Here is a 22,566-nt window from a genome sequence, read left to right on the forward strand (position 1 = left end):
TCCGTTTCCCGTTTACGAGGGTGTCAATCTGCCGGTGGCAGTTTTCCATCTGCTTCGTCCATCAGTCGCCGCACCCACTTTGCTGCAAGCCATGTGGCCGGGATGCCGAGTGGCAAGCTGATCCAGATCGACACGATCGGCGACAGGGCCGGCAAGCCGATGGCCTGCCCCATAAGGCTGAGCATGAAGAGATTGATGGCAACGGCAGCGGCCGTGAACGGGTAAAGCACGATCGCAAGTTTGCGCACCGGCCAGCCGGTTTCGATCCGTGTCACGCCGCCAGTTCCTTCCGATTGGCGCTCTCCAGCGCGCAGGCAATGAGTTTGGGTACGAAAGGCGCCTCGATCAGCGGAGCAAGGCGCAGTCCCTCGAACCCGGCCTTGTCGAGAGCTTCCGGAATGTCCTGGGTCACATGGTGCCCGTTTCCGGCGAACAGGGGCAACAAGACCGTTCTCATGCCGCAGCTTGTAGCCGTTTGTTCCAGGAAGGGTGCTTCTTCCAGGAAGCCCAGTCGGATCGGTCTTTCCGGCAACCATTCGGCAAGACCAGCGGCAAAGCGGAGGGTGCTTTGCGCGGTCGACCGGCAGGTTGCCGACCCATGGGCTGCCAGCAGCAGTTCGTAGCCGGACGCATTCCAGTGAGTTCTTTCAGCTGTCATTTCCAGAAAATGCGCCGTCAACCGTGGCAACTCGGGATGAATACCGAGGGCAGGCAGCTGCCGGGCGCCCGTCCCTTTCAGCCTGCCTGTCAGAGCGGTCTGCGTGAACCAGCCTTCGGCCATGAAAACCGGAAAAACAAGCGGTTCAGGCCCGGCAAGGCCCAGGGCCCGTTCAAGAGCGCCAGGCGCGGCCAGCGTGGCCGAGCGGATGGACCAGCCGGGCAGGAATTCGCGGACCTGCTGCGCAAGTGCGCGCAAATACGCTTCACCTGCCTGCGGGTGCGACGGCTGGCCATGCGAGACGAGGATCGCCTCAATGGCTCGTTCCTTCCGAAAAGGTGATCTTGTTCCAGACATTGTACTTCCCCGAAGGTTTTCGCATGGGCAGGCGCCGGATCTCTTCCAGCGTGCTGGCGTCGTAGACAATCACCGCACCGTCGTCCTCCCAGACGGAGACAAGGGCATTGCGGCCATCTTTCGTGAATTCGACATGGGCAACCGTCGCGCCTTCGACGGGCTTCAAGGTCTTGACGATTTCCAGGCTTTCCTTGTCGATCACATGAATTTCGTCCTTGTTCGGACCGAAGAAGACATCGGCCCAGAAATAGGGCGTGTTCTCGTGACTGCGCAGGAAGAAGCCGGGACCGTCGGTCTTGATTGTCGCGATCTGCTTCCAGGTTTCGGTGTCGATGACCGACAGCTTGCCTTCTTTCAGATGTGGGGTCGCCATGACCCTGCGGCCATCCCGCTCCCAGCTGATACCGGACCCGAGATGCGGCATGCCTTCCAGCGGCAGTTCAGCGATTTCACGTCCGACGTTCAGGTTGACCACGACACCGCGCGCGCCGTCGCGCGACGCTCCGACGAGATGCCGGTAGTCATCATCGAAAAAGAAATCGTCAAGCGGTTCTGCCGTCAGGATCCGGCGGCGGGCGAAGAGACCGACGGACGAAGGCAAAGCTTCGACCATGCCTTTTTCCCGGCTGTGCACGAAGCCTTCGTAGACCGGGTCGGCTTCCGGATCGGTCGCTACTTCCCAGATTTCCGGAGCATCCTTCAAGGCAAGGATGAAGCTCTTGCGGTTGGGAGCCTGATAGACCGCCGAAACGCGACTGGCCGTGCCGTCCTTGGCCGTCACATCCATCACGGTTGCGACCGAAAGGTCCGCGGTCGACAGGATCGTCAGCGTCATCGGCAGATAGTTGGCAACCGCCAGCCACTTGCCGTCATGGCTCATGGCAATGTTGCGGCTGTTGAGCCCTGCCCTCACCCGGCCAACTTCCTGAAGCGCGTAGAGATCGTATTTCTGGACCCAACCGTCGCGCGACATGATGAAGACATAGCGCCCGTCCGGCGAGAATTTCGGCCCGCCATGGACCGCAAACGGCGTTGCGAACCTATCGAGTGTCTCGAAGGTATCGCCGTCAAGAACACTCACGTGATGATCACCTGTTTCGACGACAAGGGTGATGTTCATCGGATCGGACTGCCAGAGCGGTTTTTCGACGGGCTGATAGTCCTCATTGATCACCTGGCTGGCGGCAATATCCGTTTCGGTCCAGTCCGGAACGTCACTCAGTGGTTCCTTAAGGAAAGCGGCCAGGGCCTCGATCTGATCGGCACCTAGAATATCGGCGAATGCCGGCATCTGCGTCGCCTTGCGGCCGTCTCGAATGACAGCATCAAGATCCGGTCCGCGCATGCGGCCGAGGGTCTCCGGGATCAGTGCCGGTCCGACACCACCAAGACGGCCTGCTCCATGGCAGTCCTGGCAGTTGTCTGCATAGTCCTGCGCGGGGCCTGCAACCGAAAGCGAGGTCATCAGAAGGAGTGCGCTAAGCGAAGCGGTGAGCCGGATCATGGCGTTTTCCTCGGAACGGGGTCACGGCCAGGCGCTCGCCGCCAGGGCCGGCAAGCCCGATTTCGTCGTCATTGAGATAACAGGCAGGGTCTTCGGCCCAGGGATCGCCAGTCAGTTGCAGTGCGCGGATACGGGTATTGCCGCCGCACACGTCCTTGAAGGCACAGGCACCGCAGCGCCCCTTGAGCGGTCTTGGCCTTGTTCTGAGCCGGGCCAGCATGGGGTCTTCACCGGTCCAGAGTTCGGAGAACGGAACGGATTTTACGCTGCCGATGGTGTAGTCGGACCAGTAGGTATCCGGATGCACGTTGCCGAGGGTGTCGATGTTGGCGACACCGAGACCGGAGGAATTGCCTCCCCAGGCCGCAAGATGACCGCGCACTTGGGCTGCCGTTTCCGGACCAAAGATCCGCTGTACCCATTCCAGAAAGTAAACCGCGTCGGCATCATTGTTGCCGGTTACGATATCGAGTGGCCGGCCACCGCTGACACCTTGCCATGCGCGGTCCATCAGAATGTCCATTGCCCATCTGGAGCGCTTGTGCTCGGCATCTTCGCCGCGGTGCTTGTCGCCCCTGCCGGCATAGACGAGATGGGACAGATAGAACTTGTCGACACCTTCATCGTCGCACAGACGCAGAAGATCCGGCAGGCTTTCGTGGTTGCCCTCAGTCAGGGTGAAGCGCAATCCGACCTTGATGCCGCGTGACTTGCATTCGCGAACGCCCCGCAGGGCAGATTGGAAAGCTCCCTCGACGCCACGAAACCAGTCGTTCGTGGACCCGATCCCGTCAATGGAAATGCCCACATAATCGAAGCCGATCTCCGCCACCTTGTCGGCAGTCTCGCCGTGCAGCCTGGTGCCGTTGGTCGACAGAGCCAGCATGCGCACAAGGCTTCTGGCGCGCCCGGCAATTTCAAAGAGGTCTTTCCGGTCCAACGGTTCACCCCCGGACAGGATCAGGGCGGGAATGCCGAAGTGTCCAAGATCCTCCAGGGTCGCCATGGCCTGGTCGTGGGTCAACTCGCCCGGAAAATCGACGTCTGCCGACACGGTGTAGCAATGCCGGCATTTCAGGTTACAGCGCCGGGTCAGGTTCCAGATCACCACCGGTTTGACCGCACCGGTGCCGCGGCGTGTCCTGACAGGTGTCGGCTCCACGATCTGGTGCATGTATTCCGATAGGCGGAACATCGTTCAGCCCTCCTTGCCGCGAAGGCGCATACCGGTCTTTTTCAGGATGCGCGTTGAAAACAGGATGTCGCCGGCACGGCAGGCCTTGCCCAGCAGACTGGAAATCTCCGCCCGCTTTGCAATAACTTCCTCGCGGGTTTCTCCATGAACCATGGCAAAGAGGTTGTAAGGCCAGTCGGGCAGCGCCCGCGGACGGCGGTAACAATGCGTGACGAACGGCAGGGCGCCGACCTTTTCGCCGAGACTGTCGACCACTGCGTCATCGACATCCCAGACGGTCATTCCGTTGGCTGTCATGCCGAGTCGGTAATGATTTGGGGCGGCCCCGATACGCCGGATGACACCTTGCGCCTTCAGCTGCTTCAGGCGGTCGATCAGCTCCGCTTCGCTCAGTCCCAGGCTTTCCGCAACCACGGCAAAGGGTCTGGTGACCAGAGGCAATCCGGCCTGTGTGGCTTCGATGATCGTTCGGTCCTGTGGGGTCAAGGTCATGCGTTCACCCGAAAGCCTATGAAAAACTCGCGTTCCTTCGGAAACAGCAGCACCGGCAAGCCTGTGTCGCGTTCGATTGCTTCGGCAGTTGCCGAAATTGCGGCCTGACTTTCCGTTGCCAGGACGAACCACATGTTGAGCTTGTGGTCCCGTTCATAGTTATGGGCGACTTCGGGGTAGGCATTGACTTTGGTTAAGACGTCTTCGAAACGCTCTGGCGGTACCGCGATGGCGCAAAGGCAAAAGGCACCGCCAAGGGCTTCCGCATCGAAGAAGGGTCCGAACCGTGTCAGTAGGCCGTCGTCGCGCAAGGTCCGGATGTGCCCGGCAAGCTCTTCTTCACTCAGGCCCAGTTCCTGCGCCAATTCCTGAAAGGGATGCGGAACCAGCGGCAGATCGTCCTGCAGACGATTGATCAAGGTCCGTTCAAGAGGAGACAGTTTCCGGGTCATGCCGCAACTCCCTGACGAGAGATCAGCGCCCCGGTCTGCTTGAAGCAACGGGTGGAAAAGAGAACGTCATGCCTGACGCCCGCCACTTCCGGCAGGCGCGATGCCTGAATGAGAACATCAAGTGCCTGCGACCGGCTCCGGCCGTGAATCATGCAGTAAAGCCGATAGGGCCACACGCCTGCCACGGGCCTGCGTTCGTAACACAGGGTCACCCCCGGATGCGCAGCAAGCGCCGGCCCCGCCGAGGCGATCCTTTCCGGTTCGATATCCCAGACAACCATGGCGTTCGCGCGCCAGCCAAGGGCGCGATGACGTACAATCACGCCGAAGCGGGAAATGATACCGGCTTCAAGCAGCCTTCCAATCCGTTCCAGAACGTCCTCTTCCGTTCGGCCGAGGTGTTCTGCGATACGCAGGTAGGGACGCTGTATGATCGGGAGTCCTGTGGTCAGAGCCTGCAGGAGGTCATCGTCTCCCTCCTGCAGTCGCTCCAACCGGACCGGCCGGGGCACTGGTGGCCGGCCCAGGCCGCCGTTCAAGCTGAAGCCTAGGTCTATATTGAACGGACGGATGATCGGGAGATCCAGTACGGCAAGCTGCGTCTGGTCCCGAATGGTGTCCAGAACCCCGTTGACATGCTCCCGGTCCGGGCCGGTGGCAACGAACCAGAGGTTCCGGTAATTCTCCCGTAGATAGGAATGATTGATACCCGGCTGAGCACCGACGATCCCTGCAACGGCCTCGATGCGATCGTGTGGCACCGACATGGCCGCCAATGTGCTTGCCGAAACCGTGTTGGGTGCACAGGTGGCACCAACACGCGTGATCCGGCCGGTCGCAGCCATATCCTGCAGCCGCCCGATAACGTCACTTTCTGAGCAGTTCGTTCCCGCTGCAATGATTTCGAAAGGTCTCGGCACCAACGGGAAGTCCCGTTGCCAGTTGTCGAGCAGGGTCAGGTCAATGGGGTCGATGAGGCTTGTCATGGCTCACAACCCCGTCCTGTGTGCCCGGGCTGTAAAGAAGATGCCGGATGGGCTTTCGGCGTCGATTTCGCCTGTCTTCTCGAAGGTCCGGGTGTCGTAGATCATGACCTTGCCGGCATCGCGCACGGAAACCCAGACCTCGTTACCGCGTGGCGTGAATTCCATGTGCAGTACGGCAGGGCCGGGTTTGAATTCGTGAACGACCTGCTTTGTGACCGTATCGATCACCTGGATGGTGTCATTGAGCGGATGTGCGAAGTTTACCCAGACCTGGCGGCCATCAGGCCGCGCCATGGCAAAGACCGGTTGACCATGGGTACTGGTGCGTCCGGTTTCGGCGAGCGTTTCACCATCGACCCACAGAACCTCGTGGTGCCCGACGGCAGGCAGGACAAACTCCTGGCCGGCACGTGCCCAACCTTCCAGATGCGGCATCTTGTAGACCGGTAGCTCCGCTTCCCCGCGGCCATATCCGGGCAAAACGCGAATTGGTTCGGGATCTTCCTGCCACAGGTCGAGCGCGGTCAAACCGTCTTCGCCAAACAGGCCTGTGATGTAGAGACGGCCGTCACCGGTGATCAGGGCGTCATAGGGGTTGGTGCCCATGCCGGTAATCCTGGTGATCTTCGGTTCCTCCGAATTGAGGTCCGCGATCCAGGTTTCGCCTGCATCCCACAAGGTGAAGACAAAGCGTTTGCCGGGCGCATCGACAAGACCGATTGTCTTCGACCCGGTCGGAATATCTGTAACCATCTCCAGCGTCTGAGCGTCGAAGATACGCACACCGCCAGGCTCATAGTTGGAAACCGCGACCAGTGAGCCGTCGTCCGAGATGGCCCCACCGATGGCGTTTCCGGATTGAATCACCCGCTTGGCTATCCGTTTCTCGACAAGATCGACCTTGGAAAGGCCGCCATCGCGGCCGAAGACATAGGCGAAACGTTCGTCCGGTGAATAGACCAGGCTTGCATGGGAAAGGTCGCCAAGCCCTTCTATCCGTGCCAGGGAGGCACGGTCGGACTGATCGACCAGCAACAGAGACCCGCTCGCCCGTTCAACCACAAGACCGAGATCGCCGGTGGCAACGACCGACTGCGCCTGGACAGTGCCGGTCAACATGGCTGCCAGAACGGCTCCACATAGCCACTTCATTTCGTGTCTCCCTTCAAAAGATATTCGGCAATTCTCCTCGCGTCGGCCTCGCTCAGGATCGGACGCCAGGGAGGCATTGCCGTTTTCGGGATGCCGTCCAGAACCACCGTGGACAGGGTGTCGATGTCGTAATGACCGAGGGCATCCGGCCGGATGTCCGGTCCAAGGCCACCTTTCAGCGTCATGCCGTGACACGAGCCGCAGTCCTGCCGCACCAGGTTGACCAATGCCGCAGGCGTTTCTTGTTCCTCGGCAAGCGCGAGGCTTGTGATGGCCAGAAGACAGAAGGCAATGGTGAGCAGCGTCTTAAGCATGGACCAGCCTTCCAGCCGTGCCGCTGTCCACGGCACTGAGCATCGCGTCCAGGGTGGCTGCCGGCCATTCGGCACTCAGGGTCACGACCTTGCCGACAACAAACAGCACCGGTGCCTTGAACCTGGCGTCGCGGATATCGATCGCGATCCTGTCGAGTTCCGAATAGAGCCTGGTTTCACGCGGTGTCGTCGCGTTTGCGATGGCAAGTACGGGGGTTGTCCCGCTCAGTCCTTCGGCAATCAGGCGCAGGGCAATCTGCCCGATGTTGGCAACCCCCATGTAGACGACCAGCGTGGTGTCCTCGCAGGCGAGACTTTTCCAATCGAGGTCGAGAACGCCGTTTGCCTGCCGGTGTCCGGTCACATAGCGGACGCCGGTTGCCAGACCACGATGGGTGAGCGGCACACCTGTTACGCAGGCAGCCCCCTGGGCAGCGGTAATGCCGGGCGCATATTCGACCGCGATGCCGCGTGACAAAAGATGTTCGGCTTCTTCCGAACCGCGACCGAAGATCAGCGGATCGCCGCCTTTCAGGCGGGCGACGGTCAAGCCTTCCAGCGCCAGTTCTTCAAGGATCTCGTTGATCCTCTCCTGAGGAACGGGATGATTGTCGGGCGATTTTCCAACAGGCACCTGCAGGGCACCGGACGGAGCCAACGACAGGATTTCAGGTGAAACCAGACGATCGAAAACGACGGCATCCGCTTCCTGGAGCATTCGCAGGGCCTTGAGCGTCAGAAGCTCCGGGTCACCGGGTCCCGCACCGATCAGATAGACCTTCCCTGGCTGTTTCATCGTTTGCTCCTGCAGGCGGCATGGAAGAAAGAAACGGGAGAGGCGGAATTCCGCCTCTCCCGGCGGGACGTCAGTAGACGTCGGCGCGCGTGTTGAAGACGTTGAACTTGCCGGTCGGAGTGATCAGCCGTTCGTCCTTGATGACGTGCTTCAGCTCGAGCGTCTTGTCGTCAACGACGACGATCGCGCTTTCCTTGTCCTTGGCGTTCCAGACGGAGAACCAGATTTCCTCACCCGCCTGGTCGAATTCGCCCTGAACGACACGCGGCTGGCCCTCGCCAACATCCGCCCATTCGACAATCGGCAGAACCTTGTATTCAGGTTCTTCCTGGGTCAGGTCGTCGACGTTGAACACTGCGATCGCGCCCGAGACTTCCGCGTCCGGGTTCAAGGGTGCATCCACGTAGAGATGGTTCGACTTCGGATGGGACTTGACGAAGAGCGAGCCCCCGCCGAGACCATAGAGGGTCTGCACGACCTTCCAGGCACTGTCCGGATGGCCTTCCGGATCCGTCCCGATGAGGGCGACGGTTTCATCGCCGAGGTGCGAAGTGACCCAAACCGGTCCGTAGGTCGGGTGGATCAGGTTGGCACCACGCCCCGGGTGAGGTGTCTGACCACCGGTTTCAAGTAGGGCCGTCAGCTTGCCTTCCTTGGTGTCGACGACCGCGACCTTGCCGCGGGCATTGGCAGCCACGAGGAAGTAACGCTTGGTGCTGTCGAACCCGCCATCATGCAGGAAGCGTTCGGCTTCGATCTCGGTCGTCTTCAGGTTCTTGATGTCCGAGTAGTCGACCAGCAAGATCTTGCCGGTTTCCTTCACGTTGACGATGAATTCCGGATTGTAGTGCGATGCCACGATGGAGGCGACGCGCGGCTCGGGATGATAGGTCTGGTCGTCGTAGACCATGCCACGGGTCGACTTGATCTTGAGCGGCTCCAGCGTGTCGCCGTCCATGATCACATATTGCGGCGGCCAGTAAGAACCGGCGATCGCATACTTGTCTTCCCATCCCTTCATTTTCGATGTTTCGATGGAGCGGGCTTCGGTGCCGACCTTGATCTGCGCCACTGTTGCCGGTTCTTCCATCCAAAGGTCGATCATGTTCACAAGCGCATCGCGCCCGATCACGTAAAGATAGCGGCCGGAGGCGGAAATACGCGAAATGTGAACCGCGTAACCGGTGTTGATCACTGCATGGATGGCATAGGTTTCACCGTCGATAAGGGCGACCTGGCCACTGTCGCGCAGGGTGACCGAGAAGAGGTTGTCGATGTCGATATCGTTCAACTTCTCTTTCGGGCGGTCTTCCGGTGCAACCAGCACCTTCCAGCTCTTGCGCATTTCGTCCATGCCGAACTCTGGCGGTGACGCCGGTTCCAGCAGAATGTAGCGCGCCATCATGTCGACCTGTTCCTCGGTCAATTCACCCGAGGTCCCCCAGTTCGGCATGCCGGCGGGCGATCCGTAGGTGATGAAGTCGCGCAGATATTCGTAGCCGTTTTCCCGGGTGATATCCGTGGTCAGCGGCTTGCCGGTCGCGCCCTTGCGCAGCACGCCGTGGCAACCGGCGCAGCGTTCGAAATAGATCTGGTTTGCATTTTGATATTCTTCAGGCGTCATCACGGGATCGCCTTCCTTGCGCCCCGGAATCTCGACCTTCAGCTGGCCGAGAGTTGACATGCTAGGCTCATAGGCAGCTGAAGGACCACTGCCGTGGTCCGCCGGCTTATCCTGGGCAGAAACGCCAACTGCCGACAATCCGAGTGTGAAAGCCACACTCATCAGCAGCGCATTTCTCCGAATGGCTCGTGTCGAGATCATGATTAGTCTCCGTTCGACTGGTGAGGCAATCGGACGGTGCGCGCAGGCAGGGTCTGCTTCCTTGACTTTCGTTAACTTGAAATTTTCAGGCAGGTTTGTTCAGCCATGCCCGGCGGGAAAACCGGCAAGACACGATCCTCCTAAGCCTTTGTCTTTAATGAGATAATTAGGAGTTCACCGCCTGCAAAACGACACAATTGTCGCAGGGGAGCATGCACTTCACGGCTACATCGGCGAACGCGTCGATCCCATTGCAATGAATTTCACTGTCTTCGGCACCGCTTTCCGGTCCACTTGACTTTGGTTAAGGAAATGCGGCTGCGCGCTGGCACCCTCCCGGCAGGATCAACTCCGGGGAAAGGAGCGCGCTATGCGCGAAGTCATGACCAAAAGCATGGCCCGAAACATATTCTATGGCGGGTCGCTTTTTTTCATCATCATCTTTGTGGGGCTGTCGGCGCACAGCCACCTTTACATCACCAGCACATCGACGAATGCGGAAACGCTGACCGAAAGCGTTGCCGCAGGCAAACGGGTCTGGGAGGACAAGGCCTGCATCAACTGTCACACGATCCTCGGCGAGGGTGCGTATTTCGCCCCCGAAGTCGGCAACGTGATGACCCGTTGGGGTGTGCTGGACGATCCTGACCTGGCATTCGAGACCCTCAAGGGCTGGATGGAATCCCAGCCCTCCGGCATCGAAGGTCGCCGACAGATGCCGCAGTTCCACCTGACGGACGAAGAGATCCGCGATCTCTCGAACTTCCTGATCTGGACAGACAAGATCGACGCCCAGGACTGGCCGCCGAACGACGCCGGCTGATTTTGAACGCTGAGGAAACCCAAGATGAAATACCAATCTCAAAAGGTTGCGCTGGCGTATTTCGCCGTGGCGCTCGGCCTGTTCGCCGTCCAGGTTCTGGGCGGGTTGCTCGCCGGCTACATCTATGTGGCGCCGAACTTTCTGTCGGAGCTGCTTCCCTTCAACATTGTGCGGATGCTGCACACCAACAGCCTGATCGTCTGGCTGCTGCTCGGCTTCATGGGCTCCGCCTATTTCCTGATCCCGGAAGAAGCGGAACGGGAAATCCATTCCACCAAGCTCGCCTATCTGCAGCTCATCATTCTGGTGGTCGGCACATTGGGTGTGGTTCTCACCTATGTCTTCAACCTGTTTGAAGGCAACTGGCTGCTGGGCAAGGAAGGCCGCGAGTTCATCGAACAGCCCAAATGGGTCAAGGTGGGCATCGTTGTTGCCGCCCTCATCTTCCTGTTCAACATCACCATGACAGTGCTGAAGGGCAAGAAAACCGCGATCACCAACATCCTGCTTCTGGGCCTGTGGGGCCTGGCGCTCCTGTTCCTGTTCAGCTTCTACAATCCAAGCAACCTCTCGCTCGACAAGCAGTACTGGTGGAACGTCGTGCACCTGTGGGTCGAAGGTGTCTGGGAACTGATCATGGCCTCGGTCCTCGCCTACCTGATGCTGAAGCTGACCGGCGTCGACCGCGAAGTCATCGAGAAATGGCTCTATGTCATCGTTGCCGCCGCACTGTTCTCCGGCATCCTGGGCACCGGCCACCATTACTACTGGATCGGGACACCCGGATACTGGCAGTGGATCGGCTCGATCTTCTCCTCGCTGGAGGTGATCCCCTTCTTCGCCATGATGGCCTTTGCCTTCGTGATGGTCTGGAAAGGCCGGCGGGACCACCCCAACAAGGCCGCGCTGCTGTGGTCGCTCGGCTGTGCCACGCTCGCCTTCTTCGGCGCCGGCGTCTGGGGCTTCCTGCACACCCTGCATGGCGTGAACTACTACACCCACGGCACGCAGATCACCGCTGCCCACGGGCACCTGGCCTTCTTCGGCGCCTATGTTTCCCTGAACCTGGCGATCATCACCTACGCCATGCCGCTTCTGCGTGGCCGGGATCCCTACAACCAGGTGCTCAACATGGCGTCCTTCTGGCTGATGGCCGGCGGCATGTCCTTCATGACCTTCGTCCTGACGTTCGCCGGAACAGTGCAAACCCACCTGCAGCGCGTCATGGGCGAATACTACATGGACGTTCAGGACCAGTTGGCCGTTTTCTACTGGATGCGGTTCGGGGCCGGTGCAGCCTTTGTACTTGGTGCGATCCTTTTCATCTACGCAGTTGCGGTTCCACGCCGCGAAGTCATCCAGCCCGGTGAAGCAGCCGGCGCCCCGGCGGAGTGATGGATATGGACGCTACAGTCTCCGTGGAAAAGGGGGCGGCATCTGCCCCCTTCTACCTCGCGCAAGGCGACGAATGCGATGTCTTCGAAGCCGCGCACGGGAACGGCCTGCCAGTTCTGCTGAAGGGACCGACCGGCTGCGGCAAGACCCGGTTCGTCGCCCATATGGCGGCAAGGCTCGGCCGCAAGCTTTACACGGTCGCCTGTCATGACGACCTTGCCGCCGCCGACCTGATCGGCCGGTATCTTCTCAAGGGCGGAGAGACCGTCTGGGTGGACGGACCGCTGACACGGGCCGTCAGGGAAGGCGCAATCTGCTATCTCGACGAGGTTGTGGAAGCGCGCAAGGATGTGACGGTCGTCCTTCATCCCCTCACGGATGATCGCAGAACCCTGCCGATCGACAGAACCGGAGAAGAGCTGATTGCCTCACCCGGCTTCATGCTCGTCGCATCCTACAACCCTGGTTACCAGAACATCCTGAAGACCCTGAAACCATCCACCCGCCAGCGGTTCCTGTCACTTGAATTCGATTTCCCGCCGGCGGATCTGGAAACGGAAGTGGTTTGCGAGGAAAGCGGCCTCGATCACGACCGGACCGCCTCGCTGGTACGTCTGGCCGGGAAACTCAGGGCACTGAAAGGCCAGGATCTCGAAGAAGGTGTGTCGACCCGTCTGGTCGTCTATGCGGCAACGCTGATTGCGCAGGGCATGCCTGTCGGACGGGCGATCGAAGCTGCAATGATCGAACCGCTGACCGACGATGAAGACGTGAAACGCGGGCTCCTTGATCTTGTCACGGCCGTGTTTGGGTGAGGCCAGACCGATGGGCAAGATCGACATCGAGCCATGGGAACCCGAGGAAACTGTCGGGAAACTGTGGCACGCGTTTGCAAGCCGCCTGGGTGCACCCGAGGTGCATCATGGAGCCGCGGTCGGCCTCGATGAGGTCGGCGGGCGGCTTGCTGTCCTTTTCCGGGGATTGGGCGGAGCTCACAGTGTCGAGCTCCGTCCGGTCGCCCAGGAGGTTTCCCGCCATCGCCTCGGATTTCTGAGGCGGCTCGGCACGGAAGCCGAAACCGTGACACGGACCAGCTTCGACGGCGAAATCCTGAGATTGCCGGCCAGTCTAGCGGTGTTCCCGCTGCGGGAGGCAAATGCAGCACTCTATGTCTGGCTGACCGCCCTTGCGGCCCATGCACCAACCCATATCGCCGAAACGGATCCGCTCCGCGCCGATCTTCAAGCGCTCAGGGCGATTTCCACGATGGTTCGAGACACGCTCGAACATGCTCCCGGCTTGCGGGATCTCTACGCCGCACTCTGCCAGCGGGTGCTGGCAGCAAGACCTCTCTCCCCGCTGCCGGACATGGAAGCAAGGGTCGACAGGCTTGTGCGTCAAATGCTGGGAGACCCCGCGCTTCCTCCCCGCGATGTCCTGGAACTTCAGGAGCGGGTTGACCGGAATTCGTTCGAGGAAATAACTGCCCCGCGCGGTTACCGCCCTTTCCGGCCTGTGCCGCTTTGGCCGGATCTCAGAGAGGTCGTGTTTTCAGCGGGAGACCAAGTCGACAGCCGCGAGACAGACGGCCCACCCGAGGAAGCGACCGGCAAAACCGTGCGCGCCCGCAGACGCAAGGCAGATCAGGCGGAACGCAAGGACAGTCTGATCCTCCACAAGTTTGAAGCCATTCTGAGTTGGGCGGAGTTTCTCAATCTCAATCGGCGTGTCGATGACGACGACCACGACAGCGCCAAGAAAGCGGCAGACGATCAGGACGAGATCGGCCTTGGGCAAATCTCCAAGGCACCGGCAACCCGTCTGAAGCTGCATCTTGATCTCGCCCCGGAGGATGTGGACCGCGAAAGACTGTCCGGACGGCATCTCTACCCGGAATGGGACACGCGCAGCGGCCGCTATCTGGCAGACCACGTCTGCGTTCTGACCAGCACCGCGGAAGCGGATCCTGAAAAGGGATCTGCCGGCATGGACGAGCGGGCCAAACGGCGCATCCGCTCGGTGAAGAAGCAGTTCGAGGCCCTCCGCCCGGGCCGGGTGACGACACGTGGACACCTGGAAGGCGACGGACTGGATCTTGATGCAGCCGTGCGCTCTGAAGCCGAACGGATTGCGGGCGGCACCGGCTCGGAACGAATCTGGCTGCAGACCCGTCCGGAAGCGCGTGATCTTGCGGTTTCCATCCTGCTCGACGTTTCCCGCTCCACCGAGAGCGCCGTCACCGGACGCGCCGTGATCGATATCGAAAGGGAGGCCCTGACAGCCTTGGCCTGGGGTCTGAACGCCTGCGGCGATGATTTCGCCATCACTGCGTTTTCATCGCTGAAACGGCAGCGCGTGTACCTTCAGTCCTGCAAGGGCTTCAACGAACCGATGAGTGCCCTTGTCGAACAAAGGATCGGCACGCTGCGTCCCGGCTTCTACACCCGTCTCGGGGCAGCCATTCGTCATGTATCCGCCGATCTGGCAGCGCAGTCGCGCAAGCGCAAGCTTCTTCTGGTGATCACGGACGGCAAGCCGAACGATCTTGATCACTACGAGGGGCGGCACGGCATCGAAGACACCAGGATGGCAGTTCGGGAAGCCCGGCGGGCAGGCCAATCCGTCTTTGGCGTCACCATCGACAAGTCGGCCAAGTCCTGGTTTCCGCGGTTGTTTGGTCAAGGCGGCTTTGCCGTGATCCCGCATCCCGATCGGCTGACACAGGCCTTGCCGCAGATCTACCGCCAGATTGTCGGAGGCTAGAGCCGCTGATGCACGCTCCGTCACCGAAGCCGGATCAAGACGGCGACGCCGGCATCCTCGACGAGTTGCCCGGGGAACTGATGATGTGGGTACTCATCGTCAGTGAATTGCTGGTGTTCGGTGCCGGTCTTGCCGCCTTCATGGGCGTGCGAATATCCGATCCGGCAGGATTTGCTGCCGCAAGAGCTCATCTCGACCCGGCGCTTGCGGGCATCAACACGATCGTTCTGATCACCAGTGGTTTTCTGGCGGCCAGAAGCCTGGAGCTTCGGCTTGCGATGAAACGCACCGCGGCGCGTTTGCACCTGATTGGTGCCATGGCCCTCGGCTGCGTGTTCCTCGCCATCAAGATACAGGAATATGCGGTCAAGATTGAGCAAGGGATCTCCACGGAAACCCATCCCTTCTTCACCTTCTACTACCTGCTCACCGGATTTCACGCGGCTCATGTGCTCGCGGGGATCGTTGTGCTGGGTCTGGTTGCCTGGAAAGACGAACCACGTACCATCGAAACAGGCACCGCCTTCTGGCATATGGTCGATCTCATCTGGGTTCTGCTGTTTCCGGTGATCTATGTCCTGGGATAGCGAATGATGACCCTTCCCTCCGTCACGCTTGCGTGGATTGCACTATTGGGCCTGTCGGCCGCCACCGTTCTGGTGACAACAGGCGGAACGGAACATTTCAGTCCGGCTCTTTTCGGCGGATTGCTGTTGCTGCTGGCCTTCATCAAGGCACGGATCATCCTGTCCCGATATCTCGGGTTGTGGCAGGCGCCTGCCTGGCTGTCAGGCTTCAGTTGGGTGATCGGGTTCTTTTGCCTGCTGTTGCTGGTGCTTTACGTGGCACCGGGGCTCAGTCCCTGAACGCTTCGGCGAGCTGCTTTGGAAGATCGAATTCGGCAAGCACCCGGGCCCGTCCCTCCTCCGACATCTTCCGTGCCGTTTTCTGCACGATATCGAGCACCTTGCCGTCCTCGTGCTTGGCGGCAAATGGCGCGAAATACCATTTCAGGAACACAAAACAGATCACGTTTTCCAGCGCCTGCACGTCCGCGTCCCGCTTGAGGCCTTCCTTGCGCAGCATCTTCGCCGCCGCCTCGATCTCCTCCGGTGAATAGCCCGCGCTGGCCATGATTTCACCGACCCGGTCCGCGTGGTGACGGGCTTGATCCCGGCGCCAAGCGTGATAGCCGGCCTTGCCGTCCGGGTAGGACTGGCGCGGAGTGATCCAGCGCTCGATGTGCTGGCCCCTGGCCGCAATCTTCAACGGATCGGTCGCCTCCGGGTAGAGCCGGTCCAGCTCTTCGCTCATCCGTTGCCCATATAGAAGAGCCGCAGGCTTGCCGTCTTCCTGGTTGGGATCGGCGGCGTTCGCGGTGTCGATGGCCGTCAAGGCAATGTCCAGTTTCATCATGGTCACCCCTTGGTCCAGGCATCCACCGGATCTTCTTCGGAGAAGGCCCGAAGCCGCTCGATATCCTTGATTTCCGCATGATTTCGATTGATGCGGACGCCCGCTGATTTCAACCGAGCAAAAGACCGCGACAGGCTTTCCGGCTTCATGCCGAGACGGCCGGCAATCAGGAACTTGTCGTATGGCAGGGTCACCTCGCAGCTACCGCTTTCCTGCTCGCACAATTCCAGCAAGAACTCGGCGACCCTTTGCGGTCCGGTTTGCGCCTTAAGCTGCTCCAATTGCGAAACGAGGGAATGCAGGTGAATGAAGGTCGACGCCACAACGGAAACCGCAATGTCCGGATCCTTGCGCATGGCTTCCAGGATGGCCGTGCTGGGTATGCGCATGACTTCGCAGGCAGTTACCGCTTCCGCCGAAACCGGATAGGCGAGCCCGCGGAACGCAACCGCTTCACCGAAGCTTTCGCCCTTGGCAAAGACATTGACCACCGCTTCGCCCCCATTGGGCGCGATCCGGTAGAGCTTGACCCAACCATCCATGACGATGTGAATTGCCTGGGCCGTCTCTCCGTGCAGGAACAACGTCTCGCCTCGGTCATAGGTGCGCCAGCTCGACATGCCGAGCACCATGTCGCAGATCTCCTGCGGGAAGCTTTTCAGAAGCAGGGAGTTCTGGGCAATTTTCCGCTGGCGGTCGGTTGGCATCGATGAAGGTCCTGCTCAAGTGATATGCAAGAACGTCTAGCCCGACCTAGTAACTTTGCACAATAGCAAGCGCGGACCATCGACGGATTCTTGCCTTTCTTGACTATTGTCATTCAGCCTGCCCTGCCCCGCAACTAGCGTCTACCGGACACTTGAGAAAGCGGGGACGTCATGGACTATCAAGCCTTTTTCAAAAGCCGTCTTGCAGACCTGAAGCACGCCGGAAACTACCGCGTCTTCATCGACCTTCAGCGTAAACGCGGCAATTTTCCGGAAGCGAAGTGGACCAGCGGAGAGAGCACCAAAGATGTCGCCATCTGGTGCTCGAACGATTACCTCGGTATGGGTCAACACCCGAAGGTTCTGGCAGCCCTGCACGAGGCGGTCGACCGCTGCGGAGCCGGGGCAGGCGGAACCAGAAACATTTCCGGTACGACGCACGATCATGTTCTTCTGGAAGCCGAACTGGCAGACTTGCATGGCAAGGAAGCCGCGCTGGTGTTTACATCCGGCTATGTTTCCAACTGGGCTGCGCTTGGCACGCTCGCATCGCAGATCCCCGATTGCATCGTTTTTTCCGACAGTCTGAACCATGCTTCGATGATCGAAGGCATTCGCCAGTCCCGTGCGGAAAAAGTGATCTGGAAACACAACGACCTGGAGAACCTGGAAGCCAAATTGCAGGCTGCCGACCCGGCAAAGCCGAAGCTGATCGCTTTTGAAAGCGTCTACTCCATGGATGGGGATATCGCGCCGATTTCGCAGATCTGCGATCTTGCCGACCGGTATGGCGCCATGACCTACCTGGACGAGGTCCATGCCGTCGGCCTTTATGGGCCGCGCGGTGGCGGTATCGCAGAGCAGGAAGGTGTAATGGACCGCCTGACCGTCATCGAAGGCACCCTTGGTAAGGCATTCGGCGTTGTCGGCGGATATATCGCAGCTTCTGCCGAACTTTGCGATTTCGTGCGCAGTTTTGCCAGCGGCTTCATCTTCACCACAGCCCTTCCCCCCGCCATCGCGGCGGCCGCAACGGTGTCCATCAGGCATCTGAAGGAAAGTTCGGTGGAACGGGAAGCCCACAAGGCCATCGTCGCCAAGGTTCGGCGGCGTCTCGATACGCTCGGCATTCCACATGTCGACAATCCCAGCCACATCATACCGGTGATCGTCGGCAATCCGGCCAAGTGCAAATTCCTGTCGGACACGCTCCTGGAGGATTTCGGCATCTACATCCAGCCGATCAACTACCCGACCGTTCCAAAGGGCACCGAGAGGCTTCGGATTACGCCGTCGCCGGTTCACACATCCGGGGATGTCGACCGGCTGGTCTGCGCACTGCATTCGCTCTGGTCGCAATGCCATCTTGCAAGACAGCTCGTTGCCGCAGAATAGGCGCCGGACCGCTTGACGGATGTCAAGGATGTGAAGGGCGATCACCGGCTTTCTGGCTTTGCACCATCACCATGACCTCGTCCGTCCGACAATGAGGCCTGGAGACGGACCGGTCGGGCCGGGCAAACAGGGTTTACCCGGCCACCATGACAAAACACCGAGGCCGTCCGCTGGCTGTATTGCCGGCAATGTGTCGGCATCAGGAAAGGAAACATCATGAGAAAGACACTCACCTGCCTTGTTACGCTAGCAGGTCTCCTCGCGGCGGCTCCTGCCTGGGCTGACGGCGACGCTGCCGCCGGAGAAAAGATCTTCAAGAAATGCCAAGCCTGCCATGCGGTTGGTGACGGCGCTAAGAACAAGGTCGGACCGGCCCTCAACGGGATTGTCGGCGCGCCTGCAGGCCAGGTCGAGGGCTACAAATACTCCGCCAGCATGACCGAAAAGGCCGAAGGCGGTCTGGTCTGGGACGAAGAAACCCTGACAGCTTATCTACACAAACCCAAGGATGTCGTCCCAAAGACAAAAATGTCCTTTGCCGGTTTGCGCAAGGACGAGGAAATTGAGAACGTTATTGCGTACTTGAAGACATTTCAATAGCTTCTTGAGCACTAACAGCGCGAAGCACTGACATCAGTCAGTGCTTTGTTAAATTTATTTAGCATAGACTATATATTTCCGCAGGCTGCGCGCTCCAAAACTTGGCAGTACCCTTAAAATATTTAAATATCCAATACATTCGAATATATATATCTATCTTATAAGTAGTAACACGTATATATCAACAACCTATCTTCTGCCTAAGTTTCCGTCAGGTACGAACAACAAGACCAACATCCCGTGCCTAATTCCTGATCGACCGCAAGCTGAGGGAGAGGCTATGGCGGAGAACAGTGTTCCAAAGAAACGGGACGAACGGATTGCGTTCATCCTGCTGGCCGTTGTGCTGGCGCCGGCGCTTTCCGTCGCAATTGTTGGCGGCTACGGCTTTATTATCTGGATGACTCAGCTGGTCCTTGGACCGCCGACGGGCTGATTCCATGTCACCCGATCCACATTTTTCGGCCAGCCGCAGAGCATTTCTGAAACTGCCCAGCCAACCGGATATCAAGAGGCTGCGTCCGCCCTGGTCGGGCGAAGCCTTGGTTGCTGCGCGCTGCACCGGTTGCAACGCCTGCAGCGAGGCTTGCCCCGAGTCCATCCTGAGACCGGACGACACCGGTCGGCCGGAAGTTGTCTTCGATGGCGGCGAGTGCACTTTCTGCGGCAAATGCGCAGACGTCTGTGCACAGGATGTCTTTGACACGAAGCGCACGCCGGCCTGGCCGATGAAGGCAGAATTTCAACCGGGTTGCCTGCAGGATCACGGCATAGCCTGCCAGGTGTGCCGGGATATCTGCCCTACTTCGGCAATCCGCATTGATCTCACCAAACGACCCTTTGGCCGGCTTCGCATTGAAACCGACGCCTGCACGGGCTGCGGCGCTTGCCTGCCGGTCTGTCCGCAGGAAGCGCTGGCGGTTGTCCAACCCGAAGAGGATGTGGAGACAGCATGAACGCAACAATCCACATAGCCAGTCTTCTCGTCCACGCGCGGACCGAAGCTGTATCGCAAGTCGAGCGGGATTTGCTTGCCATCGACGGCGCAGAGATAGCCCATTCCGATGAGGAGGGCCGCCTTATCGTGACGCTGGAAACCGCCAACGAGACGGAAATCGTTCAGGCCCTCACCGATATCCAGAAGCTCTCCGGCGTTGTCAGCGCATCCCTTGTTTATCACCAGACAGACGGTGCGCCCGAGGCAGCACCCACCTCCCTTCAAGGAGACATAAAATGAGCGGAATAAGCAGACGCGATGTCATCAAGGCGCAGGCGGTGGCCGCCGCCGCAGCTGCTGCGGGCCTTCCCGTGCCTGCCGCCGCGCAGAACCTTGTCACTCAGGCGCATCTGACTGACCTGAAATGGTCCAAGGCCGCCTGCCGCTTCTGCGGCACCGGTTGCTCCATCATGGTTGCCACCAAAGCAGGCCGTGTCGTCGCCACCCATGGCGATGCGGAAGCGGAGGTGAACCGAGGCCTCAACTGCGTCAAAGGCTACTTCCTGTCGAAGATCATGTACGGCAACGACCGGTTGACGACACCCCTCTTGCGCAAGAAGAACGGCAAGTTCGACAAGGACGGCGATTTCGAGCCGGTGTCTTGGGACGAGGCCTTCGACATCATGGCCGAGAAATGGAAGGCGACTCTCAAGGCCAAGGGCCCCAAGGCTGTCGGCATGTTTGGCTCCGGTCAGTGGACAGTCTGGGAAGGCTATGCCGCTTCCAAACTGATGAAGGCCGGTTTCCGCTCCAACAATATCGACCCGAACGCGCGCCACTGCATGGCCTCTGCCGTCGTCGGCTTCATCCGGGCCTTCGGCATCGACGAACCCATGGGCTGTTACGACGATTTCGAAAATGCCGACGCCTTTGTGCTGTGGGGCTCCAACATGGCGGAAATGCACCCGATCCTGTGGACCAGGATCGCAGACCGACGCCTGAGCCATCCACATGTCAAGGTCGCGGTGCTTTCCACTTTCGAGCATCGCAGCTTCGATCTGGCGGACATACCGGGTGTGTTCGTACCGCAGACGGACATGATCATCGCAAACTATATTGCCAATCACATCATCCAGTCCGGCGCGGTGAACGAGGATTTCGTTTCCAGCCATGTCAATTTCCGAAAAGGGGCTCAAGACATCGGCTATGGCCTGCGACCGGACCATCCGCTTGAAGTGGCGGCGGCCAATGCCGGCAGCGGCGATTCCGAACCGATGACACTTGAGGAATTCGCCGAATTCGTAGAGCCCTACACTCTGGACTACGCGGCCGAAAAATCCGGCGTTTCGAAGGAGCGGCTACAGCAGATCGCGGAGCTTTATGCCGATCCCGACACCAAGGTGATGTCCCTTTGGACCATGGGTGTCAACCAGCACACCCGCGGTGTGTGGATGAACAACCTCATCTACAACATCCACCTGTTGACCGGTAAAATCGCCCAGCCCGGTAATTCGCCCTTCTCATTGACGGGCCAGCCGTCTGCCTGCGGCACCGCCCGCGAAGTCGGCACCTTCGCCCACCGCCTGCCTGCCGACCTCCTGGTCGCAAATCCCGAGCACCGGGCAACAGCAGAAAAGATCTGGAAACTGCCGTCCGGAACCGTGCCGGAATGGATCGGTGCCCACGCCGTTCTACAAAACCGGAAACTCAAGGACGGTGAGATCAACTGCTACTGGGTGCAGGTTAACAACAACATGCAGGCCGCCCCGAACATGATGGAAGAAGGTCTGCCCGGATATCGCAATCCGGAAAACTTCATCGTCGTGTCCGATGCCTACCCGACCGTGACGGCCGAAGCCGCCGACCTTGTTCTGCCAACCGCAATGTGGGTTGAAAAGGAAGGCGCCTATGGCAATGCCGAGCGCCGCACCCAATTCTGGCACCAGCTCGTCGACGCCCCGGAAGGAGCGATGTCGGACCTGTGGCAGCTGGTCGAATTTTCCAAGCGCTTCACGACGGACGAAGTCTGGCCGCCCCAGCTTCTGGCAGACAATCCGGACTACAAGGGTAAGACCCTGTACGAGGTTCTGTTCGAAAACGGCAATGTGAACGCTTTCCCCAACAGCGACCGGGCGGAAGACTATGCCAACCACGAAGCCGATGACTTCGGCTTTTACATCCAGAAGGGCCTTTTCGAGGAATATGCCCAGTTCGGCCGCGGACACGGCCACGACCTGGCAGACTTTGACACCTACCACCAGGTGCGCGGTCTCCGCTGGCCAGTGGTCGACGGCAAGGAAACCCGCTGGCGCTACAACGGCAAATACGACCCTTACGTAAAAGAAGGAGCGGAGTTCGACTTCTACGGTAAACCGGACGGCAAGGCGGTCGCCTTCGCCTTGCCCTATGAACCACCTGCGGAAAGCCCGGACGAAGACTATCCTTTCTGGCTCTCCACCGGCCGGGTGCTAGAGCACTGGCACTCCGGATCGATGACGCAGCGCGTCCCTGAACTCTACAAGGCCGTGCCAGACGCTCTCTGCTTCATGCATCCGGACGATGCCGAAGCCCTTGGCCTGAGGCGCGGTGCGGAAGTACGCATCAAATCCAGACGCGGGGAGATCCTCACACGGGTGGAAACCAGAGGCCGCAACAAACCGCCCAAGGGGCTGGTTTTCGTTCCCTGGTTTGACGCCCGCCAGTTGATCAACAAGGTCACGCTGGATGCGACCGATCCGCTGTCGAAGCAGACCGACTTCAAGAAATGCGCCGTGCGCGTAGAAGCAGTGTGAGGTGAGC

At 59.7% G+C, this 22,566-nt stretch carries 25 protein-coding genes; 12 read left to right on the forward strand and 13 right to left on the reverse strand.

Going from position 1 to position 22,566, the window contains the following annotated elements; genetic code table 11:
• Nucleotides 1–23: 23 nt before the first annotated feature.
• The 11 genes from V1T76_RS27455 to V1T76_RS27505 all read right to left on the reverse strand — a co-directional run bounded on the left by V1T76_RS27455 (nucleotide 24) and on the right by V1T76_RS27505 (nucleotide 9,731).
• Nucleotides 24–275: a hypothetical protein gene (locus V1T76_RS27455; RefSeq protein WP_023001466.1), complete on the reverse strand. Its 252-nt coding sequence runs from the start codon at nucleotides 273–275 to the stop codon at nucleotides 24–26.
• Nucleotides 272–1,015, reverse strand: coding sequence for a sirohydrochlorin chelatase (locus V1T76_RS27460; protein WP_330563864.1), 744 nt, complete (start codon nucleotides 1,013–1,015; stop codon nucleotides 272–274). Before V1T76_RS27460 ends, V1T76_RS27455 begins: the two co-directional genes overlap by 4 nt.
• On the reverse strand, nucleotides 972–2,519 hold the full coding sequence (locus tag V1T76_RS27465; RefSeq protein WP_330563865.1) for a cytochrome D1 domain-containing protein: 1,548 nt from the start codon (nucleotides 2,517–2,519) through the stop codon (nucleotides 972–974). The genes V1T76_RS27460 and V1T76_RS27465 overlap by 44 nt, the downstream gene beginning before the upstream one ends.
• On the reverse strand, nucleotides 2,494–3,714 hold the full coding sequence (gene nirJ, locus V1T76_RS27470; protein WP_330563866.1) for a heme d1 biosynthesis radical SAM protein NirJ: 1,221 nt from the start codon (nucleotides 3,712–3,714) through the stop codon (nucleotides 2,494–2,496). The genes V1T76_RS27465 and nirJ overlap by 26 nt, the downstream gene beginning before the upstream one ends.
• A gap of 3 nt (nucleotides 3,715–3,717) precedes the next feature.
• Complete coding sequence (gene ahbB / locus V1T76_RS27475) at nucleotides 3,718–4,206, reverse strand: siroheme decarboxylase subunit beta (RefSeq protein WP_330563867.1); 489 nt, start codon at nucleotides 4,204–4,206, stop codon at nucleotides 3,718–3,720.
• Nucleotides 4,203–4,658, reverse strand: coding sequence for an Lrp/AsnC family transcriptional regulator (locus V1T76_RS27480; RefSeq protein WP_330563868.1), 456 nt, complete (start codon nucleotides 4,656–4,658; stop codon nucleotides 4,203–4,205). Before V1T76_RS27480 ends, ahbB (V1T76_RS27475) begins: the two co-directional genes overlap by 4 nt.
• Entirely contained in the window at nucleotides 4,655–5,644 is a 990-nt protein-coding gene (gene ahbB / locus V1T76_RS27485; protein WP_330563869.1) for a siroheme decarboxylase subunit beta, read from the reverse strand. The genes V1T76_RS27480 and ahbB (V1T76_RS27485) overlap by 4 nt, the downstream gene beginning before the upstream one ends.
• Before the next feature lie 3 nt (nucleotides 5,645–5,647).
• Nucleotides 5,648–6,796 (reverse strand): cytochrome D1 domain-containing protein, encoded by a 1,149-nt coding sequence (locus V1T76_RS27490; protein ID WP_330563870.1) that lies wholly within the window; start codon nucleotides 6,794–6,796, stop codon nucleotides 5,648–5,650.
• On the reverse strand, nucleotides 6,793–7,110 hold the full coding sequence (locus V1T76_RS27495) for a c-type cytochrome (RefSeq protein ID WP_330563871.1): 318 nt from the start codon (nucleotides 7,108–7,110) through the stop codon (nucleotides 6,793–6,795). The genes V1T76_RS27490 and V1T76_RS27495 overlap by 4 nt, the downstream gene beginning before the upstream one ends.
• Nucleotides 7,103–7,906 (reverse strand): uroporphyrinogen-III C-methyltransferase, encoded by an 804-nt coding sequence (gene cobA, locus V1T76_RS27500; protein ID WP_152507811.1) that lies wholly within the window; start codon nucleotides 7,904–7,906, stop codon nucleotides 7,103–7,105. Before cobA ends, V1T76_RS27495 begins: the two co-directional genes overlap by 8 nt.
• A 70-nt stretch (nucleotides 7,907–7,976) precedes the next feature.
• A complete protein-coding gene (locus V1T76_RS27505) occupies nucleotides 7,977–9,731 on the reverse strand; it encodes a nitrite reductase (RefSeq protein ID WP_055660798.1) in 1,755 nt (584 codons plus the stop codon).
• Nucleotides 9,732–10,101: 370 nt separating this feature from the next.
• Between V1T76_RS27505 and V1T76_RS27510 the strand changes: the two genes are divergently transcribed.
• Genes V1T76_RS27510 through V1T76_RS27535 form a run of 6 tightly spaced genes read left to right on the forward strand, consistent with a single transcriptional unit; the run spans nucleotide 10,102 to nucleotide 15,578 of the window.
• Nucleotides 10,102–10,554, forward strand: coding sequence for a c-type cytochrome (locus tag V1T76_RS27510; protein ID WP_023001477.1), 453 nt, complete (start codon nucleotides 10,102–10,104; stop codon nucleotides 10,552–10,554).
• Nucleotides 10,555–10,578: 24 nt separating this feature from the next.
• Nucleotides 10,579–11,949 (forward strand): cbb3-type cytochrome c oxidase subunit I, encoded by a 1,371-nt coding sequence (locus V1T76_RS27515; RefSeq protein WP_023001478.1) that lies wholly within the window; start codon nucleotides 10,579–10,581, stop codon nucleotides 11,947–11,949.
• Complete coding sequence (locus tag V1T76_RS27520) at nucleotides 11,949–12,764, forward strand: CbbQ/NirQ/NorQ/GpvN family protein (RefSeq protein ID WP_330563872.1); 816 nt, start codon at nucleotides 11,949–11,951, stop codon at nucleotides 12,762–12,764. Before V1T76_RS27515 ends, V1T76_RS27520 begins: the two co-directional genes overlap by 1 nt.
• A 10-nt stretch (nucleotides 12,765–12,774) precedes the next feature.
• Complete coding sequence (locus V1T76_RS27525) at nucleotides 12,775–14,712, forward strand: nitric oxide reductase activation protein NorD (RefSeq protein WP_330563873.1); 1,938 nt, start codon at nucleotides 12,775–12,777, stop codon at nucleotides 14,710–14,712.
• Between the two features lie 8 nt (nucleotides 14,713–14,720).
• Nucleotides 14,721–15,299 carry a cytochrome c oxidase subunit 3 family protein gene (locus tag V1T76_RS27530; protein WP_330563874.1) on the forward strand — a complete coding sequence of 193 codons (579 nt, stop codon included), beginning with the start codon at nucleotides 14,721–14,723 and terminating at the stop codon, nucleotides 15,297–15,299.
• 3 nt (nucleotides 15,300–15,302) lie between these two features.
• Nucleotides 15,303–15,578, forward strand: a complete 276-nt coding sequence (locus tag V1T76_RS27535) for a hypothetical protein (RefSeq protein WP_330563875.1) — start codon at nucleotides 15,303–15,305, stop codon at nucleotides 15,576–15,578.
• Here V1T76_RS27535 and V1T76_RS27540 read toward each other — a convergent pair.
• A complete protein-coding gene (locus V1T76_RS27540; RefSeq protein WP_330563876.1) occupies nucleotides 15,568–16,128 on the reverse strand; it encodes a DUF4202 domain-containing protein in 561 nt (186 codons plus the stop codon). The two genes, V1T76_RS27535 and V1T76_RS27540, sit on opposite strands and share 11 nt — an antisense overlap.
• Nucleotides 16,129–16,130: 2 nt before the next feature.
• Nucleotides 16,131–16,835 (reverse strand): Crp/Fnr family transcriptional regulator, encoded by a 705-nt coding sequence (locus V1T76_RS27545; RefSeq protein WP_330563877.1) that lies wholly within the window; start codon nucleotides 16,833–16,835, stop codon nucleotides 16,131–16,133.
• Between the two features lie 171 nt (nucleotides 16,836–17,006).
• Here V1T76_RS27545 and hemA point away from each other — a divergent pair, with 171 nt between their 5' ends.
• From hemA to napA, 6 genes are all read left to right on the forward strand, one after another.
• A complete protein-coding gene (gene hemA / locus V1T76_RS27550; RefSeq protein ID WP_330563878.1) occupies nucleotides 17,007–18,230 on the forward strand; it encodes a 5-aminolevulinate synthase in 1,224 nt (407 codons plus the stop codon).
• A 216-nt stretch (nucleotides 18,231–18,446) separates the two neighbouring features.
• Nucleotides 18,447–18,830: a c-type cytochrome gene (locus V1T76_RS27555; protein WP_006938184.1), complete on the forward strand. Its 384-nt coding sequence runs from the start codon at nucleotides 18,447–18,449 to the stop codon at nucleotides 18,828–18,830.
• A gap of 280 nt (nucleotides 18,831–19,110) precedes the next feature.
• On the forward strand, nucleotides 19,111–19,266 hold the full coding sequence (gene napE / locus V1T76_RS27560; RefSeq protein ID WP_330563879.1) for a periplasmic nitrate reductase, NapE protein: 156 nt from the start codon (nucleotides 19,111–19,113) through the stop codon (nucleotides 19,264–19,266).
• 4 nt (nucleotides 19,267–19,270) lie between these two features.
• Nucleotides 19,271–19,786 (forward strand): ferredoxin-type protein NapF, encoded by a 516-nt coding sequence (napF, locus tag V1T76_RS27565; protein ID WP_330563880.1) that lies wholly within the window; start codon nucleotides 19,271–19,273, stop codon nucleotides 19,784–19,786.
• Complete coding sequence (locus V1T76_RS27570; protein ID WP_330563881.1) at nucleotides 19,783–20,067, forward strand: chaperone NapD; 285 nt, start codon at nucleotides 19,783–19,785, stop codon at nucleotides 20,065–20,067. Before napF ends, V1T76_RS27570 begins: the two co-directional genes overlap by 4 nt.
• Nucleotides 20,064–22,559 (forward strand): periplasmic nitrate reductase subunit alpha, encoded by a 2,496-nt coding sequence (napA, locus tag V1T76_RS27575; protein ID WP_330563882.1) that lies wholly within the window; start codon nucleotides 20,064–20,066, stop codon nucleotides 22,557–22,559. The genes V1T76_RS27570 and napA overlap by 4 nt, the downstream gene beginning before the upstream one ends.
• The last annotated feature ends 7 nt before the right edge of the window (nucleotides 22,560–22,566 follow it).

Source organism: Roseibium sp. FZY0029, from assembly GCF_036350355.1.
Classification (GTDB): domain Bacteria; phylum Pseudomonadota; class Alphaproteobacteria; order Rhizobiales; family Stappiaceae; genus Roseibium.

What these genes read in the sequence shown, in the direction of transcription:
- V1T76_RS27535 (WP_330563875.1), top strand. Translation starts at nt 15,303, where the DNA reads ATGATGACCCTTCCCTCCGTCACGCTTGCGTGGATTGCACTATTGGGC.
- V1T76_RS27490 (WP_330563870.1), bottom strand. Translation starts at nt 6,796, where the DNA reads ATGAAGTGGCTATGTGGAGCCGTTCTGGCAGCCATGTTGACCGGCACT.
- V1T76_RS27540 (WP_330563876.1), bottom strand. Translation starts at nt 16,128, where the DNA reads ATGATGAAACTGGACATTGCCTTGACGGCCATCGACACCGCGAACGCC.
- V1T76_RS27545 (WP_330563877.1), bottom strand. Translation starts at nt 16,835, where the DNA reads ATGCCAACCGACCGCCAGCGGAAAATTGCCCAGAACTCCCTGCTTCTG.
- V1T76_RS27570 (WP_330563881.1), top strand. Translation starts at nt 19,783, where the DNA reads ATGAACGCAACAATCCACATAGCCAGTCTTCTCGTCCACGCGCGGACC.
- V1T76_RS27505 (WP_055660798.1), bottom strand. Translation starts at nt 9,731, where the DNA reads ATGATCTCGACACGAGCCATTCGGAGAAATGCGCTGCTGATGAGTGTG.
- V1T76_RS27460 (WP_330563864.1), bottom strand. Translation starts at nt 1,015, where the DNA reads ATGTCTGGAACAAGATCACCTTTTCGGAAGGAACGAGCCATTGAGGCG.
- cobA (WP_152507811.1), bottom strand. Translation starts at nt 7,906, where the DNA reads ATGAAACAGCCAGGGAAGGTCTATCTGATCGGTGCGGGACCCGGTGAC.
- ahbB (WP_330563869.1), bottom strand. Translation starts at nt 5,644, where the DNA reads ATGACAAGCCTCATCGACCCCATTGACCTGACCCTGCTCGACAACTGG.
- hemA (WP_330563878.1), top strand. Translation starts at nt 17,007, where the DNA reads ATGGACTATCAAGCCTTTTTCAAAAGCCGTCTTGCAGACCTGAAGCAC.
- V1T76_RS27495 (WP_330563871.1), bottom strand. Translation starts at nt 7,110, where the DNA reads ATGCTTAAGACGCTGCTCACCATTGCCTTCTGTCTTCTGGCCATCACA.
- V1T76_RS27465 (WP_330563865.1), bottom strand. Translation starts at nt 2,519, where the DNA reads ATGATCCGGCTCACCGCTTCGCTTAGCGCACTCCTTCTGATGACCTCG.
- V1T76_RS27520 (WP_330563872.1), top strand. Translation starts at nt 11,949, where the DNA reads ATGGATATGGACGCTACAGTCTCCGTGGAAAAGGGGGCGGCATCTGCC.
- V1T76_RS27515 (WP_023001478.1), top strand. Translation starts at nt 10,579, where the DNA reads ATGAAATACCAATCTCAAAAGGTTGCGCTGGCGTATTTCGCCGTGGCG.
- nirJ (WP_330563866.1), bottom strand. Translation starts at nt 3,714, where the DNA reads ATGTTCCGCCTATCGGAATACATGCACCAGATCGTGGAGCCGACACCT.
- V1T76_RS27555 (WP_006938184.1), top strand. Translation starts at nt 18,447, where the DNA reads ATGAGAAAGACACTCACCTGCCTTGTTACGCTAGCAGGTCTCCTCGCG.
- ahbB (WP_330563867.1), bottom strand. Translation starts at nt 4,206, where the DNA reads ATGACCTTGACCCCACAGGACCGAACGATCATCGAAGCCACACAGGCC.
- V1T76_RS27480 (WP_330563868.1), bottom strand. Translation starts at nt 4,658, where the DNA reads ATGACCCGGAAACTGTCTCCTCTTGAACGGACCTTGATCAATCGTCTG.
- V1T76_RS27530 (WP_330563874.1), top strand. Translation starts at nt 14,721, where the DNA reads ATGCACGCTCCGTCACCGAAGCCGGATCAAGACGGCGACGCCGGCATC.
- V1T76_RS27510 (WP_023001477.1), top strand. Translation starts at nt 10,102, where the DNA reads ATGCGCGAAGTCATGACCAAAAGCATGGCCCGAAACATATTCTATGGC.
- napF (WP_330563880.1), top strand. Translation starts at nt 19,271, where the DNA reads ATGTCACCCGATCCACATTTTTCGGCCAGCCGCAGAGCATTTCTGAAA.
- napE (WP_330563879.1), top strand. Translation starts at nt 19,111, where the DNA reads ATGGCGGAGAACAGTGTTCCAAAGAAACGGGACGAACGGATTGCGTTC.
- napA (WP_330563882.1), top strand. Translation starts at nt 20,064, where the DNA reads ATGAGCGGAATAAGCAGACGCGATGTCATCAAGGCGCAGGCGGTGGCC.
- V1T76_RS27525 (WP_330563873.1), top strand. Translation starts at nt 12,775, where the DNA reads ATGGGCAAGATCGACATCGAGCCATGGGAACCCGAGGAAACTGTCGGG.